Annotated in this window: 15 protein-coding genes; 11 read left to right on the forward strand and 4 right to left on the reverse strand. The window is 54.5% G+C overall.

The annotated features are described in order from the left end of the window. Positions 1-57: 57 nt before the first annotated feature. Complete coding sequence (locus tag MFFC18_RS16350; protein WP_148618930.1) at positions 58-285, reverse strand: hypothetical protein; 228 nt, start codon at positions 283-285, stop codon at positions 58-60. A gap of 198 nt (positions 286-483) precedes the next feature. On the opposite strand from MFFC18_RS16350, the gene MFFC18_RS16355 reads away from it, so the two are divergent. The 11 genes from MFFC18_RS16355 to MFFC18_RS16405 all read left to right on the forward strand — a co-directional run bounded on the left by MFFC18_RS16355 (position 484) and on the right by MFFC18_RS16405 (position 12,526). Continuing rightward, on the forward strand, positions 484-2,172 hold the full coding sequence (locus MFFC18_RS16355; protein ID WP_162273990.1) for a family 16 glycoside hydrolase: 1,689 nt from the start codon (positions 484-486) through the stop codon (positions 2,170-2,172). 2 nt (positions 2,173-2,174) lie between these two features. Beyond that, positions 2,175-2,735: a GNAT family N-acetyltransferase gene (locus tag MFFC18_RS16360; protein ID WP_075086293.1), complete on the forward strand. Its 561-nt coding sequence runs from the start codon at positions 2,175-2,177 to the stop codon at positions 2,733-2,735. Between the two features lie 482 nt (positions 2,736-3,217). Next, positions 3,218-4,930, forward strand: coding sequence for a chaperonin GroEL (gene groL, locus MFFC18_RS16365; protein ID WP_075086291.1), 1,713 nt, complete (start codon positions 3,218-3,220; stop codon positions 4,928-4,930). Positions 4,931-5,078: 148 nt separating this feature from the next. After that, entirely contained in the window at positions 5,079-5,375 is a 297-nt protein-coding gene (groES, locus tag MFFC18_RS16370; protein WP_068267826.1) for a co-chaperone GroES, read from the forward strand. Positions 5,376-5,507: 132 nt separating this feature from the next. Next, positions 5,508-7,124, forward strand: coding sequence for a chaperonin GroEL (gene groL, locus MFFC18_RS16375; RefSeq protein WP_075086290.1), 1,617 nt, complete (start codon positions 5,508-5,510; stop codon positions 7,122-7,124). A 186-nt stretch (positions 7,125-7,310) separates the two neighbouring features. Beyond that, positions 7,311-8,441 (forward strand): molecular chaperone DnaJ, encoded by a 1,131-nt coding sequence (gene dnaJ / locus MFFC18_RS16380; protein ID WP_075086289.1) that lies wholly within the window; start codon positions 7,311-7,313, stop codon positions 8,439-8,441. Positions 8,442-8,456: 15 nt separating this feature from the next. Further along, positions 8,457-9,050 carry a nucleotide exchange factor GrpE gene (grpE, locus tag MFFC18_RS16385; protein ID WP_075086288.1) on the forward strand — a complete coding sequence of 198 codons (594 nt, stop codon included), beginning with the start codon at positions 8,457-8,459 and terminating at the stop codon, positions 9,048-9,050. Positions 9,051-9,123: 73 nt separating this feature from the next. Next, a complete protein-coding gene (locus MFFC18_RS16390; protein WP_075086287.1) occupies positions 9,124-9,405 on the forward strand; it encodes a peptidylprolyl isomerase in 282 nt (93 codons plus the stop codon). A gap of 16 nt (positions 9,406-9,421) precedes the next feature. Next, positions 9,422-9,739 (forward strand): FmdB family zinc ribbon protein, encoded by a 318-nt coding sequence (locus MFFC18_RS16395; RefSeq protein ID WP_075086286.1) that lies wholly within the window; start codon positions 9,422-9,424, stop codon positions 9,737-9,739. Between the two features lie 280 nt (positions 9,740-10,019). Next, on the forward strand, positions 10,020-12,032 hold the full coding sequence (locus MFFC18_RS16400) for a CSLREA domain-containing protein (RefSeq protein ID WP_148618931.1): 2,013 nt from the start codon (positions 10,020-10,022) through the stop codon (positions 12,030-12,032). 101 nt (positions 12,033-12,133) lie between these two features. Beyond that, a complete protein-coding gene (locus tag MFFC18_RS16405; RefSeq protein ID WP_075086284.1) occupies positions 12,134-12,526 on the forward strand; it encodes a methionine-R-sulfoxide reductase in 393 nt (130 codons plus the stop codon). 1 nt (position 12,527) lies between these two features. Here MFFC18_RS16405 and MFFC18_RS16410 read toward each other — a convergent pair whose 3' ends face one another. The 3 genes from MFFC18_RS16410 to MFFC18_RS16420 form a co-directional block, all read right to left on the reverse strand. Further along, positions 12,528-13,628, reverse strand: a complete 1,101-nt coding sequence (locus MFFC18_RS16410; protein ID WP_084417406.1) for a sialidase family protein — start codon at positions 13,626-13,628, stop codon at positions 12,528-12,530. Positions 13,629-13,705: 77 nt separating this feature from the next. Further along, positions 13,706-15,037 carry a DNA-directed RNA polymerase subunit alpha C-terminal domain-containing protein gene (locus tag MFFC18_RS16415; RefSeq protein ID WP_238381339.1) on the reverse strand — a complete coding sequence of 444 codons (1,332 nt, stop codon included), beginning with the start codon at positions 15,035-15,037 and terminating at the stop codon, positions 13,706-13,708. Between the two features lie 156 nt (positions 15,038-15,193). Next, on the reverse strand, positions 15,194-16,201 hold the full coding sequence (locus MFFC18_RS16420; protein WP_075086282.1) for an endonuclease/exonuclease/phosphatase family protein: 1,008 nt from the start codon (positions 16,199-16,201) through the stop codon (positions 15,194-15,196). Positions 16,202-16,345: the final 144 nt, after the last annotated feature.

Below are 16,345 nucleotides of genomic sequence, written 5' to 3' on the forward strand. Positions count from 1 at the left end.
CTGCGAAGAGGAAATTGGCGAAAGCTGTCGCCAATCGCCGCTGGAACATCGCCATTTTCATCCGGCCATGTTGGGCATTCTGCGCTGCGTTTCCGAGAGCAACAGATTACAAATTGCCGCTGGCTCCGCCGCGTGCGACGATGCTTCACGTTCGGCTCGCACCCACATCACCAACCCTTCATTCTCGAACCAGTGACCATGCTTTCCGCAACTGGAACACCGACACGAGTGAGACGTTAGCCATTTGACCTGATAGTGCCGACATCGCGAAACATTGGGGCTCATCGTTTTCTCCGGGAAGATTGCTCGAACTCAAAAGATTGTTCGGGGCCACTCCGACACATCTGGTCCACAGTGGAAGAAATCTGCAATTCACTGCTTAAACTTCGCCATTTTGGCCTCCCCGATCCCTGTAGAATGAAATCTTTGACTACCTTCGATCCGCCCATTGAAACGAGCCGCGCCCTGTCGCCTGAGTCCACCATGAAATCAATTGCGCTGCCAATACTTTCGATACTTTGCCTTGTCACGCTGACTTTGCCTGCCGTCGCCCAGGACGATTCGGGATTCGTCGACATGTTTGCCGCAGGAGATTTCTCTGCCTGGCGGGTCGGCCGGAAAGGCGAGGGCTGGTCAATCAAGGACGGCGTCATCCGACTCGATACGCCCAAATCGGGCTCGCTGATGTCGCGAAAGAAATACAAACACTTTGAGCTGCGATTCGAATGGAAAATCTCCGAAGGCGGCAATAGCGGCGTCATCTATCGGGCTCAGAAAGGACGCGGCCTCGAGTACCAGGTGCTCGACGACCAAAAACATCAACGCGGCAAGAATCCAATCTGGTCCGCCGCTGCGATTTACGATCTGGCCGAAGCGAGAACGGACAAGCCCACGCAACCGGTCGGTCAATGGAACAGCGCACGAATCGTTGCGGACGGAAACAACATCGAACACTGGCTCAACGGTGAAAAAGTCGCCAGCGTTTCGACCGCTGGGGATGCGTGGCTGGAGAGCTATCGAAACAGCAAGTTCGTGGACTACGGCTTGAACAATTTTGCCAATGCCGCCAGCCCGATTTCTTTTCAGGACCACGGCGCTGTCGTCTCCTACCGCAATGTTCGCATCAAAGAGATCGCTCGGGACGAAACGGCCAGCACCCATCCGGACTTTCCAATGATGTTCGGCCGCGTCGAGAAGAAGTCGTTCTTCATTGATGACGACTGGTACATTTGGGGCGCGAGCATGGTTCGCGACGCGGACGGAATTTGCCATCTATTTTACAGCCGCTGGCCGCGAGAACTGAAGCACAAAGCCTGGGTCACGCACTCGGAAATTGCTCACGCCATCTCCGACAATCCGCTGGGGCCTTACAAGCACGTCGATGTCGCACTTCCGGTTCGCGGCAAGCAGTTCTGGGACGGAATGTGCACACACAACCCGACCGTCCACGAGTTCGATGGCAAGTTCTACCTTTACTACATGGGCAACACGGGCGATCAGGAACCGACCGAGAAACTGAACTTTCAACATCGCAACAACCAGCGGATCGGCGTCGCGGTTGCCGACCACCCCAACGGTCCGTGGAAGCGTTTTGACAAACCGCTGATCGACATTTCGGCTGACAAGGACGCACCTGATGCATTGATGACCAGCAATCCTTCGATCCTGCGTCGGTCGGACGGCAAGTACGTGTTGATTTACAAAGCGGTTGGCAAGAAGCGAAAAGGAGTCTTCGGCGGCCCGGTCGTTCACATCGCGGCGACTTCCGATTCGCCGACGGGTCCATTCGAAAAGCATCTTAATCCGCTATTCCTGATTGAAGGTAGCGACTTTCCGGCAGAAGATCCTTACATCTGGTCACAGGGAGAAGATTGCTGGGCGATCGTTGACGACCACTACGGCTCGTTTGCGAAAACGGGCGAGAACTGCCTGGTTCTTTTCCACTCCAAAGACGGACTCGATTGGGAACTTGCTGACAACCCAATGGTACTGAATCGCAATGTCCCTTGGGCGGACGGCAAACCGGAAAAGATGCATCGCCTTGAGCGTCCGCAGCTATTCTTTGAAAACGGAGTCCCCGCCGTTTTGTTCTGTGCGGGCGAACGAACCAAAGCCCAGGAACACTCTTTCAATGTTCACATCCCAATCAACTGGAAATCCGGGAAACGTTAACTTTGAATTCCTTCACACTGCAAACGCAGCGACTTGGTCTGCGGAACTGGATGGAGAGCGACATCGCCCCCTTCGCGGCAATGTGCGCTGACGCCAACGTGATGCGTTACTTCCCGGAATTGCTTTCGCAACAGAAAGCCATCGAGCAAATTCGCGGTTTCCAGCGGCACTTCGCAGAAAACGGCTTCACTTATTTTGCCGTCGAAGAATTGACTTCCGCCGAGTTTCTGGGTTTCGTCGGGCTGAAGCATCAGAGTTTCGACAGCCCGTACACGCCCGCCATCGACATCGGCTGGCGACTGAAAAAGGAGGCTTGGGGTCGCGGTTTCGCCACCGAAGCAGCCAAAGCCTGTCTGGATTTCGCCTTCGAAGATTTACAGCTCGATTCTGTTCTTTCGATTTGCCCCACCATCAATCTCGCGTCAGAGGCCGTGATGAAAAGGATCGGTATGGAGAAAGCTGGGACGTTCCAACACCCGGCGATCGCCGCAGACTCACCGCTCAATCCGTGTGTGGCGTATCTCGCCTCCACCCCCAGAGTCACCGACGGCCAAGCCGCTTGACGCTTGGCATTTTTCGACAGAAGCGGCATCCTTGCCGGGAAAGCCGACGGGATTCGCAATCCAACAGGCGGACGACTGTCATGCCATCCCCGGAAATTTCGATCTTCGCCTCGCCAACGACCTCGTGCCAAGTTGTCACTCGGTGAAATCGAGCCGAAAGCCGGCAAACTCTGCCACTTGGCAAAACTGCGGGGAAACGCGTAGCCCCAAACCCGGAAGTTTACGGGCCTGAGCTATCTCACGAGCTAACTTCTCGCCGCCAAGGTCTTTGGCACGGTGGTTGCTTTCTTGGGGGCATCGCTTCATCCGCGTGGCAGGCTGTCAGTCTGTCGGTGAGTGCCGTTGCCGTGAAAGGCCGGCTTGCCAGGATGCAGGACGAAGTGGACCGAGCGTTGATTCGGCTGTGAAAGCCCGATTGACGCCTGAAAAAACGACAAAACACAACTCATAGATCACACCAACCCAATTTCTGGAGGAAACCGGTGGCAAAACAAATGGTATTCGACGACGAAGCTCGCAAGCCGCTTTTGGAGGGTGTCTCCAAGCTGGCTCGAGCCGTTCGCAGCACACTCGGCCCACGCGGTCGCAACGCCATCCTCGACAAAGGCTGGGGCAGCCCGAAAATCACCAAGGACGGCGTGACCGTCGCTGAGGATATCGAGCTTGATGATCCCTACGAAAACCTTGGTGTTCAGCTTGTCAAGGAAGCCGCCAGCAAGACCAACGATGTCGCCGGCGACGGAACAACAACAGCGACGGTACTTTCGGAAGCCATCTTCCGCGAAGGCATCAAGATGATCGCTGCCGGTTTCGATCCAATGGCTCTGTCACGTGGCATCCAGAAAGCCGCCGGAGTCATCTGCGAAGAGCTTGAGCGAATTGCTCAGCCGATCGACGCCAAGAGCAAGAAGGAAATCAAGCAAGTCGCCACGATCGCGGGTAACAACGATCCAACCATCGGCGACGTTCTTGCAGAAGCCTTTTTGAAGGTCGGCAAAGACGGCGTGATCACGGTTGAAGAAGGCCGCGGCAACGAAACTTATGTTGATGTCGTTGAAGGCATGCAGTTCGATCGCGGTTTCCTTTCGCCACACTTCGTGACGGATCAGGACAACATGGTCGTTGAGCTGGACAATCCTTACGTTTTGATCTTCGAAGAAAAGATCAGCTCGAACAAGGCGATGATTCCGCTGCTCGAAGCCGTCAGCAAGGCCAAGAAGCCGCTGTTGATTATTGCGGAAGACGTCGAAGGCGAAGCACTTGCGACGTTGGTCGTGAACAAGATGCGAGGCATCCTGCAAGTTTGTGCTGTTAAGGCTCCAGGCTACGGCGATCGCCGTAAAGCCATCATGGGTGACCTTGGCGTTCTCACTGGCGGCCAGGTGATCTTCAAAGATCTCGGCATCGACCTTGAAGGCGTTCAGCTTTCTGACCTTGGTAAGGTCAAGAAAGTCCGCATCACCAGCGACGAAACTGTTTTCGTTGGCGGCGGCGGAAAGAAAGACGCCATCGCGGAACGCGTTGCCCAGATTCGTCAGGAAATCGAAGGCACAGACAGCGATTACGATCGCGAGAAGTTGCAGGAACGTTTGGCGAAGCTTGCCGGCGGTGTTGCTCAGATCAATGTCGGTGCGATCACCGAGACTGAGATGAAAGAGCGTAAGGATTTGCTGGAAGATGCCAAATCGGCAACGGCTGCTGCACTTGCAGAAGGTATCGTTCCTGGCGGCGGAATCGCACTCCTGCGTGCGGAGAAGGCTCTCAAGAAAGTCGGCGAACTGATCGGCGACGAAGAGGCTGGCGTTCGCATCATCCAGAAGATTCTCGAATACCCACTGCGTTACATCGCAGAAAACGCTGGTTACGACGGCGGCGTTGTCGTCAATCGCGTTCGTGGCATGAAGAAGAACGAAGGCTTCAACGCAGACAAAGGCGATTACTGCGATCTCGTTGCAGCGGGTGTTATTGACCCTGCGAAAGTCGTCAAGACGGCTCTGCAAAACGCAGCCAGCGTCGCGGCTCTGCTGCTGACGACTGAGTCTTTGGTGACTGAAATCCCTGCTCCTCCGGAAGAAGACGCTGGCGACCATCATCATGACCACGGAATGGGTGGCATGGGCGGAATGGGCGGCGGCATGCCGGGCATGGGTGGAATGGGCGGCATGGGTGGCATGGGAATGCCGGGCATGATGTAGTCCGCAATTTAAAAGTTGACAGGGAACAGGGTTCAGCATTTGAAGCCCTGTACCCTGAAAACTGTACTCTTTGAACTCGAACAATCAGCCGCTCTCAAATCCACGGCGGCACAAACACTCATAAATCAAACAAACAAGGAACCTCCAAATGGCCAAGCCAAAAATCAAACCTCTGGATGATCGCGTCGTCGTTGAGCCAATGACTGCTGAAGAAACCACTGCTGGCGGAATCGTGCTCCCGGATTCGGCTCAGGAAAAGCCGCAGCGTGGAACCATCGTTGCCGTCGGTCCTGGCCGTCTGCTCGACAGCGGTGAGCGTGGCGATCTTTCGGTTTCAGTCGGCGACGAAATCATTTTCGGCAAGTACGGCGGAAACGAAATCGAAGTCGATGGCAACGAGTACAAGATTCTTCGCGAGTCCGACATTCTTGCGAAAGTTGTCTAAGCAGGGTGGCATAGGCTTCCAGCCTGTGATCATGCAACGTGGTGGCGGCTTCCAGCCGCCGCAATTCAGGATGCGACGGCTAGAAGCCGTCACTACGACTACCAAATCAAAACTCACTACAAGGAAACTCAAATGGCTAAGCAACTGCTTTTCGACGACCACGCTCGTCAGCGCATGCTTCGCGGCATCGACAAACTGGCTGACGCTGTCGCCGTCACGATGGGCCCGACCGGTCGCAACGTGATCATCAACAAATCTTTCGGTGGACCCACAGTCACCAAAGACGGCGTTACCGTTGCCAAAGAGATCGAACTTGAAGATCGCTTCGAAAACATGGGCGCCAAGCTCGTCGTCGAAGTTGCTCAGAAAACTTCTGATCTTGCTGGTGACGGAACGACCACCGCTACCGTTTTGGCTCGCGCTATTTACAAAGAAGGCCTTCGCAACATCGTCGCGGGTTCCAACCCGACCGCAATTCGCCGCGGAATCGACGTTGCCGTAGCTGCTGCGGTTGAGAAACTGCAGGAAATGGCCAAGAAGGTTTCCAAGAAGGAAGAAGTCGCCAACGTCGGTGCGATCAGTGCCAACAACGACAACGAAATCGGTGAACTTCTGGCGGAAGCTCTCGAGCGCGTCGGTCAGGACGGAGTCATCACGGTTGAAGAAGGCAAAACTGCCGACACAACTGTTGAGTACGTCGACGGTATGCAGTTCGACAAGGGCTACATCTCGCCTTACTTCATCACCGACAGCACGAACATGACGTGCGAGTACGAAGACGCGAAAGTTCTTATCTTCGAAAAGAAGATCAGCAACATCGCTTCGATGGTTCCGATCCTTGAGAAGGTTGGCCAGTCGGGTGCTCCTCTGTTGATCATCGCCGAAGACGTTGACGCTGAAGCACTGACTCTGCTGGTTGTAAACCGATTGCGTGGAACGCTGAACGTTTGTGCCGTGAAAGCTCCTGGTTTCGGCGATCGCCGCAAAGCCATGCTCAGCGACATCGCGGTTCTGACTGGCGGAACTCTGATCAGCGAAGACCTCGGCATCCAGCTCGAAAACGTTGAATTGAACCAGCTTGGTACGGCCAAGAAACTGGTTGTCGACAAATCGAGCACAACGATCGTCGAAGGTTCTGGCTCTCGCAAAGACATCGATGCTCGCGTCGATCAACTTGCTCGTCAAATCGACGCAACGGACAGCGATTACGATCGCGAAAAGCTGATGGAACGTAAAGCCAAACTTGCTGGTGGCGTTGCCGTGATCAGCGTTGGTGCTGAAACCGAAGCCGACATGAAGCAAAAGAAGGCTCGCGTTGAAGACGCACTTCACGCGACTCGTGCGGCGATCGAAGAAGGCATCCTTCCTGGTGGTGGCGTTGCATTGCTGCGTGCCAAGGAAGCCGTTGTTGCGGCTCGCAAAGGTGCCAAAGGCGACGAGAAAATCGGCGTCGATATTGTTGCTGCCGCTTTGGATGCTCCAATTCGTCAGATCGCCAACAACGGCGGCATCGACGGTTCAGTGGTTGCCGACATCGTTTCTGGCAAGCCAACCAACCAGGGCTACAACGCTTACACGGCCGAGTACACCGACATGTACAAAGCTGGCGTTATCGATCCTGTGAAAGTTGTCCGCACGGCTTTGGCCAACGCAGCGAGCATCTCTGGTTTGCTGCTGACCACTGACGCGATGGTTTCGACCTTCGACGAAGAGGACAAAGGTCGCAAGATCGAAGGCGCTGTTAGCTAGTCAAATTTGATTTCACTCATCGCTGCGGTTGGGGTATCCGGCCGCAGTGGTGATTGTCGGCGCTCTGGCTTTAGCCGGATTGCATTCCAACGACTGAGATCGAGACGACTTTTATTTACAATCGAGTCACTCAATACCATCGGCCAACAGTCTGATCTCAGGCTGGAAGCCTATGCAACTTCTCTCATGGCCAAACGTTGCTACTACGAAGTACTTTCCGTCGCTCGCGATGAGTCGGATCGCGGTATTTCGAAGGCCTACCGCAAGCTGGCTGTGAAATACCATCCGGACAGCAACCCGGGCGATGACGAAGCCAGCGCGAAGTTCAAAGAGGCCGCTGAAGCCTACGAAGTGCTTGGCGATTCCGAGAAACGGGCTCGCTACGATCGTCACGGCCACGCTGGCGTTGAAGGCGGAGCCGGTTTCGGATCGGCGGAAGACATCTTCGCTGCTTTCGGAGACCTCTTCGGAGGCGGTGGCGGCGGTGGAGGAATGTTTGGCGACCTGTTCGGTGGCCGACGCGGTGGACCGCGACGCGGCAACGACGTTCAAGTCGACGTAACGCTTTCGCTCGAAGAAGCATTCTCGGGCGTCAACAAAACGATTCAATTCAATCGTCGCAACCAGTGTGGAACTTGCGACGGAACCGGTAGCAGCCCAGGATCGGCTCCAGAACATTGTCAACAATGCGGCGGTCGCGGCCAGGTGCTGCAACAGGCTGGCATCCTCCGCGTTCAGACGACTTGTCCGGTTTGCCGCGGTGCTGGAAAGATCATTGTCGATCCATGCGGCGACTGTCGCGGAGCAGGGCAGGTGGCTTCTCCGGTTGAGCTCGATGTGGCGATTCCGGCTGGTGTCGACGACGGGATGCGAGTCCGATTGACGGGTGAAGGTGAAGCCAGTGCTTCCGGTGGTCCGGCGGGTGACTGTTATTGCTTTGTCAACATTCGCAAGCACAAGCTGTTCCATCGCGATGGCCAAAACCTGATTCTGCAGTTGCCGATTTCATACACCCAAGCCGCATTAGGGGCGTCGATCGAAGTTCCGACTCTCGATGGCCGCGACGAACTGGAAATCAAACGCGGGACACAATCCGGCGACGTGTTCAAGCTTGCTGGTCGTGGCATGCCCAGCCCGCAAGGTCGCGGAACGGGTGATTTGCTGATTCAAACTTTTATCGAAACACCGAAGAAGATCTCGAAGGAACAGGAAGGCTTGCTACGGCAACTTGCTGAACTCGAGCACACGGAAGTTCTACCAGAGAGGAAGAATTTCCTGCAACGATTGACTGAATATTTTGCGACAGAGGAAGTTTAGCGGACGGTAGTGATCATGACTGACGAAAACGAACCAACAGAAAATCCAGAGCTCGAACTTCCGACGGAAGATCAGGTGAACCAGTTCGGCAACGACAACGCGGGCGATGAAGGCGTGGCTTTCGCGGTCGACGGCGCGGACGCTGGAGCCGACGTCATCCAGAAGCTTCAGGATCAGCTCAAAGACGCCGAAAAACGCGTCCTGATGGCTCAAGCAGATTTGGAAAACTTCCGCCGCCGCGTACGTCGCGAATCGGAAGACCGGATCAAGTACGCTTCCAGTGGTCTGATGACGGACTTGCTGGAATCGGTCGACAACCTGCATCGCGCTGTCGAAGCCTACGAAGCCGATCCCAACGGTGACGGTTTGCGAGATGGTGTGAACCTCGTTGCGTCACAGATCATGGAGTCGCTTTCCAAGCACGGATGTCAGCCGATCGAGGCTGCCGGTCAGGCGTTTGATCCGAACTGCCACCAGGCGTTACAAATGCAGCCCAGCCCGGAACATCCGGCCAACACGGTCATCCAGGATTTGCGAACCGGATTCAAACTTTACGATCGAGTCCTTCGGCCCAGCCAGGTTTTCGTATCGACCGGCGAACCTGCCTAGAAACAGGTTGCGGATTTCAAGCCGCAGCAATCGCCTTTCAATTCACCACCAACTACCAACAGAAAGTACCATCATGGCCACCGCATCTGCACGTCACATCCTTGTCGAAACTGAAGAAGCCTGCATCGACCTCAAAGAACAGATCGAAGCCGGTCAGGATTTCGCCGCGATCGCCGCAGAATTCTCTGCTTGCCCTTCCGGAAAGTCCGGCGGAGCACTCGGCTCGTTCTCTCAAGGCCAAATGGTTCCCGAGTTCGACGCCGTTGTATTCACCGAAGAATTGAACAAGGTTCATGGCCCGGTCAAAACCCAGTTCGGCTATCACCTGATCGAGATCACCGAACGCGACGCTTAATTCCTGGAGTTCATCTATGCCGACATACGATTACGAATGCGATGCTTGCGGTCATACGTGGGAGATGTTCCAACGCATCACCGAAGATGCGATCAAGCAGTGCCCCGAGTGTAAAAAGAAGAAGGCTCGCCGCCTTTTTGGCACCGGTAGTGCTGTAATGTTCAAGGGTTCGGGTTTCTACGAGACCGACTATCGCAGCGACTCGTACAAAAAAGGCGAGAAGGCTGCGAAGGACGCGAAGGCGCCGAAGCCGGATTCTAGTTCTGGCGGCGAGAAAAAATCAGGACAATCAGGTAGTTCATCTTCCTCGTCCTCTTCAGGGAAAAAATCATAGAGTCCATTTGAAACTGATTTCGTGAGCTTGCAGTTCCGCCGCGGAAACTGCATTTCTTCTGGCGAAAGTTAGTACGACGAACACGAGTTTGTAGCTGCCTCTATTTCAATGGATGGTATTTTGCTTGACTTATGGACGTTAGGGCGGGATTCCTGATCCCCAGAGCCGCTTTTTCGGGATGTGAGAAAACTATTATTGTTTTCGCTCCGGAGTAGGACCACAATGAGATTGTGTCGAGCTTAGCTTGCCACTTAATGACTTTTCATCCAAAGGAGTTCCAATGACTGGACTTACTAGATTTGACAAGTCTTGTCTCTCTACTTCCAAAAGAAAGACTTCCAACTCAACTTCCACCTACCAACAGTTGGAAAAACGCAACCTCCTGGCAACGTTTGTGGTAAACACCTCAGACGACATCGTTGCCGATGACGGCCTGGTTTCTCTCCGAGAGGCCATAACCGCCGCCAACACGAATGCATCATTCAGTGACGTGGCGGCTGGTGACGAGACGGGCGACCGAATCGTATTCGGGCCTGGAACTCGTCTCAATACGATGTTTCTGCTCGACGGAGGGTTTCAAATCACGGATGACCTTGTCATCCGAGGTTATGAAGATGGCGATGGCTTTAACACCGGCATCGAGACCAATCTTGATCGCATTTTCAACATTGATACGACCGAGCAGGTTTACTTCCGTGATCTGCGACTCGAGTTCGGCAGGGCTGATCAGGGAGCTTTGATTAAAGTCAATGCTGGTGGCAACGTCACTATCAAGAGCTCGTACCTTGGCAATGGATTCGCAGAACAGGGCGGGGCGGTTTATGCAACCGACTCACGGCTCTTTTTTGACGATACAACATTCTGGCACAACAACGCCTCTGACGAAGGCGGCGGAATCTGGGCGGACGGTGGCGACGTTAGCATCGTCGGAGACTCCAGATTCGAAAAAAGCGGTGCCAATGAAGGCGGTGGAGTTTTTGTCACCAACGGAACACGACTTTTCGCAGCAGGCACGACATTCGAGAACAACTACTCTCTTGAAGGTGGCAGTGCCATTTGGGCAGCAAACGAAACAGATGTCTTTGTGAAAGACAGTGTGTTCCGATCCAACGGCGCCGACCCTGATAGTTCCGGCACTGACGAAGCTGAATTTCTGGAAGGAGGTGCGATTCGGACTTCTGGAGATTCCATACGCGTCGCCCAGTCAACTTTCTCTGGAAATGAAGCACGCCGAGGTGGGGCTGTCTTTTCGACTGCAACGAGTTCAACCTTTGTTGATTCTGTTTTTGAGCAGAACGATGCCACGTTCACTGGAGGAGCAGGCTGGTTCTCCACTGGTGAGGTTCGCTTTAACGGTGGGCGTATCGTTGACAACTCTGCTGAAGCGCGGGGAGGTGGAATCGAATTCGCGACTGGCGTCACTCAAGAATTGATTGGCATTGTTCGAGATATCGAGATCGCGTCGAATAGCGCCGTCGCGGGTGGAGGAATTTCAGCAACGGGGACAGACCTTAGAGTCGTGAACGCCACTGTCGCGGACAATATCGCTCGCACTGCCACAGTTAATGCCGCAACATCAAGAGGCGGCGGAATCAGCGTCGTATACAGCGACCTGTACGCTCTCGACACGCTTTTTGAAAACAATAGTGCTGAGGGCACTGTCGGAAGTGGAGGTGCAATCGCCACGTTCGGCTCAACCTCTTTCATTGACGGGTCCACATTCGAGTCCAACGCCGCCGGTACCGGAGGAGGCATTGCGCTTCGCTCTGGTGACGACGTAACGCTCAAGCAGACCTCCTTTGCCAGCAACATGGCAACAGGTGGCGGTGGAGCGGTTTTCGTTGGCGGCAACAACACGCTCAGAAGCTTCAACTCCACGTTTGATTCCAATACGTCCGACGGCAGCGGCGGAGCAATTTATGTTGTCGCGACCGGACGTTTCGTATCCCGCGGCACATCATTCGGAGCGAACGTTGCGGCAGGCGAGGGCGGAGCGATTCTTAATTACGGCACCGCAAACATCGCTGGCAGTACATTTAACGGAAACCGTGCAACACGCGGCGGTGCCATCAAGGTGGGCGGAACCTCCGGGTTGCTTTCCATCGTCGACACGACCCGATTTAGCTCAAATATCGCGAATGCAAACGGATCTGCGATTTCATCGACATCATCCAGCATCACACTTATCAACGATGCAGAATTCAATGGCAACGTTGTTGATGATGGTTTTGGCGATTTGCTGTTCGTTGGTGATGTCACATTCCACCGAGTCACCAATTCGGATGTTGGCTAATCATTTAAGAGACTCCAATTCAGTCTTCAAGATGGCGGACTTTTCCAAGTCCGCCATTTTTGTAGAATTAGCCCTCAGCATCTCTCTCCCACCAAGAATCCATGGCCAAGTACAACGAACTCAACGATCAAGAAACCTACGTCATCGAGCACAAGGGCACCGAGCGACCGGGCTCGGGCGAGTTCAACAACCACGACGAATCCGGCACCTACATCTGCCGACGATGCAATGCAGCGCTCTATGAGTCGTCGTCCAAGTTCCATTCTGGCTGCGGTTGGCCCAGCTTTGACGACGAAATCGCTGGCGCCGTTCGACGCGAAACCGATGCGGATGGACGCCGTACCGAGATTCTTTGCGAAAACTGCGGAGGCCACCTGGGCCACGTTTTTGTCGGCGAACAACTAACCGAAAAGAACACGCGTCACTGTGTGAATTCGATCTCGATGAAATTCGTTCCCGCCGGCGAGCCACTCCCCGAAGTCGCCAGCGAGTAGCTCACTCGTCGATGTTTACGGCAACAAACGAAATCGTTTTGTAGTTGTCTTTCTCGAACAGGATTCCGACACGACCGTCGGCCAATTTCGTCAGGCAACAATAGGCGAATCCGTCAGCGTAAACTTCCTTCGACCAAGGCCACGTCTTTCCTTCGTCGGTGCTCAGTCGAAGCACGCCGCCGCTACGTGATTTCTGGTTCGCCGGATTGCAGAACAGAATGCGACTCTCGCCATCCTCTGGCCATGAGTAACGAAGAATCGACGCCTGACAAGTCGGCTCAACGAGAGTCGGATCATCCTGAAGCTTCGACCAGGTCACACCACCGTCGCTACTGATGGCGACCTTTCGATGTTTGGTGTTGCCCTTTCCCTGCGAGCGAGCATTGAGCATTACGGTTCCGTCGGACAATTCAACAAGTTGCACTTCGTTCGCGTGGCCTTTGCCGTCTTCTTCTGGCACTTCGCCCATTTTCCACGACTCACCATCGTCGTCGGAGTACGCTGCGTAAACTCGCCAATCACCAAACGGACCCTGATTGAACGGGATCAGGATTCGGCCTTTGTGATCGCCGCGGCGAAGCACGATTCCAATTCCCGGACCGCTGGAAACACTGGTCACACGTTCGGCTCGTTTCGTCTGTCGGGTCACATCAACGGGCTTCGACCAGGTGACACCGTCGTCGTCGCTGAACTGGGTAAACGTCGCGTAGGCATCTTCGCCGAAACCCGGTTTGGCTTTGTGCTCCCCAAGTTTACTTTGTTGGAACATCAACAGGATTCGACCAGAATCGAGAACGACCACCAGCGGATTGTTGAGAGAGAGCTTGCCGGCTTCGTGCACGACCTGAACGTCGCTCCAAGTCGCGCCGCCGTCTTTGGAACGCTTCAAAATGATGTCGTTTTCCGAATGGTCGCCGCCCTGACGGCCCTCGGCAAATGCCAACAGAGTCCCGGCCTCCGTCGTGACCAAAGAAGGAATTCGAATCGCCGGATAGCCGTCGGTATGAGGGACAAAGACGTCGACGATGCTCGAATCGCCATCCTGGGCAAACAGGCAGAACGGGTTGAGAAACAGCAGAGCCAAAATCAGAAACAGTTTCATCGTTGATCAATCCTGTGCGCATTAAAAAAGCCGCCGAGCAACCTCGACGGCTCTAGTTTATCCGGTTTCGCAAACGATTACTCGCCGCGAAGCTTCAAACTGACCTGAGTCAACTTTTCGCGAACTTCGGTCAAGCTTGTAACGCCGAAGTTTTTGCACTCCAGCAGATCGTCCGGTGATTTGCGGATCAATTCGCCGATCGTCGCCAAACCCAAACGCGTCATGCACTTGCGGGCACGAACCGAAAGGTTCAGATCAGAAATCGGACGGTCCAGCAACGCCTGCTCATCGGCAGACAAATGACTGGTGTCCATCGGCTCGTCTTCGGTTTCTTTCTGGTTGGCGAATTGGCCAATCATCAGCCCTTTGTTGGCCATCATCTCGCGAATCTCAACCAGCGACGTCTCGCCAAAGTTCTTGGAGTTGAGCAACTCCGATTCGCTGACTTTCGTCAAATCGCCAAGCATCAAAATGCCCATCTTTTGCAGGCAGTTTCGGCTGCGAACCGAAAGCTCGAATTGAGCAATTGGAATGCTCATCACGCCGGCAATCTGCTGACGCATCTTCTCACGGTCGTGATCGTATTGCTCATCCATCGACGCAACCGAATCGCGACGATAGAGAATCGCACGGTCGTGAGTTGGGAAGGATTCAAGGATCCGATCGTAGCAGCGAGCGGCTCGTTCGTACTGTTCGTGATCTTCGTACAGCAAACCAAGATTCAGCAGCGTTCCGACGTTGGTCGGGAACACAGCCGCTGCTCGCTGGTACAGTTCGATGGCTTTCTCGTCGTTACCACGGCGGTCGTTTTCGAGAGCCAAACCGAACAGAGCACCACCGTGCTGTTCGTCGATTTCGACGGCTCGTTCGTACAACCGGCAGACTTCTTCCGGATTGGTACATGTCGCCGCGATCGATGCACCACGCTGATACAGGTACTCAGCCGTCTGTTCGGTGGGGCCAAAAATGTTGTCCACGATCGACATGGCGCCTTCGAGATCGCCAGCATGACGCTTACATTCGGCGATCGCCAACAGGCAAGTATCATTGTCGTAGCCCGCAGTTTTCGCGGCTTCGTAGCATTCAATCGCGCGATCGTATCCGCCAAGCCCGAAATGGGACTTGCCTTGATAGAACTGAGCCAATGCTCCACCGTCCGCGTTTTCCAACGTCGTGATCGCGTCGGAGTAGCGACCAAGCATGTACTGACAAACTCCCAGGCGAACCGAGCTCGCAGGAGTCCGCGACATCTGGCCTTCAAGTTCCTGGGTGACTTCCTTGAGTTGCGGGAACTGAGAGAAGTCGTTGCAGATTCGCTCGGCAACGAACTTGATTTCGGAAGGTCCAAAAGAACTGTTGGACAGCAGGATATCTTTAAGTTGAGGCTGAACTTCAGGCATCTGAGCCATGAAAGAATCTCCGGTGTTCGGTTGGTGTTGCTGTCTCGCTGACGACGAGACTACTCGGGTCACGATACGCAAAATCTCGCATCGGTACGTTGGGCACGGCTGCGCAGCTCTAGCGCCCAGAAGAATCCCCTATTTTGCCATCTTTTGCAGAATTGTTCAACCGCCAGTTTTCAGCAATTCTTCGGGTTCAGACCCGTTGAATGTGACGATCTCGGCCAGAATCGGCCGGTGATCGGAAAGCAGTGAATCGACGACGCGATAGGATTGGAATTCGAGGGATTCGGACACAAGAATCCAGTCAATAATCATTTCGGGCGAATCGGACCTGAAAGTCAATTCTGCTTCCCCCGGAGGATTATTCGGTATATTTCGCGTCAGATGCCCGTTTTCGGTGAGGGTCATAATTGTGTTGGCCCCTTCGGACGTCGTCGCTGATCGGGGAAGGCCCGGTGGCGTCGAATTCATGTCGCCCATCACGATGCAGGCCTGCGGCAGATCGGCGATCAGCTCGGAGACTTGCCCAGCTGATCGCTCCCTGATTTCCTCGCTGCGGTGCGAAAGATGCAAACCGACGATTCGATAGATGCTTGCTCCGAACGCTACCTCGCAATGCGCGCCCCGCTTCTTACCAGCCAGCAACGTTTCAACCTTGGAGTACGACGGCAAGTCGATGACTTGGGGATTTGATATCGGGTAGCGAGAGAGGATTGCGTTTCCAAATCGCCAAGTCCACAGCAGTACGCGGAAGTCCAGGTTGCGTTCTTCCACGCGATATCGATAGCCAGCTTTCTCAGCAAGATACTCCGCCAGATTGACGCGGTTGCTCCAACTGGCGTAAAAGTCGACTTCGTTCAGCACGACAACGTCGGCGTCGAGTTCAACCAACAAGTCCGCGATCTCATCCAGCCGTGCCATGCGAGTTTGGGCATCGCCTCCCTCCCAGTTTGATTCGGCAAGGCCGCGACCGTGAGCGATGTTGTAGCAGGCGACTCGCAGCTTTGAACTCGGCTCAACCGCCACGGCAACACCCGGCTCGTCCATTTCAAATACCAGAACTCTGTTTGCCCGGCTGTTAATTCGGCTCCACAGATACGGCAGCAGCACGATCGCCAACAGCAGCAAAACGGCCAGGAACAGTTTTCGTTTTTTGAGAACGTTCTTCATGGCAATCGATGAACCAGTAATGTTAAGCCGCGAGCGCGGTCACGGCATGCCCAATTTTCGTTTAACGGTAAGCCGAAGGCGACTGCGTTACTCCATTCGACCGCAGTCGCCTTCGGCTTGCCGTTAAACGATTTGAGGCTCACG

Origin of the sequence: Mariniblastus fucicola (assembly GCF_008087665.1) — a bacterium.
Taxonomy (GTDB): domain Bacteria; phylum Planctomycetota; class Planctomycetia; order Pirellulales; family Pirellulaceae; genus Mariniblastus; species Mariniblastus fucicola.

Bases quoted from the DNA above. Each gene is read 5' to 3' on its own strand.
- MFFC18_RS16350 (WP_148618930.1), bottom strand. From the start codon at position 285: ATGAGCCCCAATGTTTCGCGATGTCGGCACTATCAGGTCAAATGGCTA.
- MFFC18_RS16355 (WP_162273990.1), top strand. From the start codon at position 484: ATGAAATCAATTGCGCTGCCAATACTTTCGATACTTTGCCTTGTCACG.
- groES (WP_068267826.1), top strand. From the start codon at position 5,079: ATGGCCAAGCCAAAAATCAAACCTCTGGATGATCGCGTCGTCGTTGAG.
- groL (WP_075086290.1), top strand. From the start codon at position 5,508: ATGGCTAAGCAACTGCTTTTCGACGACCACGCTCGTCAGCGCATGCTT.
- dnaJ (WP_075086289.1), top strand. From the start codon at position 7,311: ATGGCCAAACGTTGCTACTACGAAGTACTTTCCGTCGCTCGCGATGAG.
- grpE (WP_075086288.1), top strand. From the start codon at position 8,457: ATGACTGACGAAAACGAACCAACAGAAAATCCAGAGCTCGAACTTCCG.
- MFFC18_RS16390 (WP_075086287.1), top strand. From the start codon at position 9,124: ATGGCCACCGCATCTGCACGTCACATCCTTGTCGAAACTGAAGAAGCC.
- MFFC18_RS16395 (WP_075086286.1), top strand. From the start codon at position 9,422: ATGCCGACATACGATTACGAATGCGATGCTTGCGGTCATACGTGGGAG.
- MFFC18_RS16400 (WP_148618931.1), top strand. From the start codon at position 10,020: ATGACTGGACTTACTAGATTTGACAAGTCTTGTCTCTCTACTTCCAAA.
- MFFC18_RS16405 (WP_075086284.1), top strand. From the start codon at position 12,134: ATGGCCAAGTACAACGAACTCAACGATCAAGAAACCTACGTCATCGAG.
- MFFC18_RS16410 (WP_084417406.1), bottom strand. From the start codon at position 13,628: ATGAAACTGTTTCTGATTTTGGCTCTGCTGTTTCTCAACCCGTTCTGC.
- MFFC18_RS16415 (WP_238381339.1), bottom strand. From the start codon at position 15,037: ATGGCTCAGATGCCTGAAGTTCAGCCTCAACTTAAAGATATCCTGCTG.
- MFFC18_RS16420 (WP_075086282.1), bottom strand. From the start codon at position 16,201: ATGAAGAACGTTCTCAAAAAACGAAAACTGTTCCTGGCCGTTTTGCTG.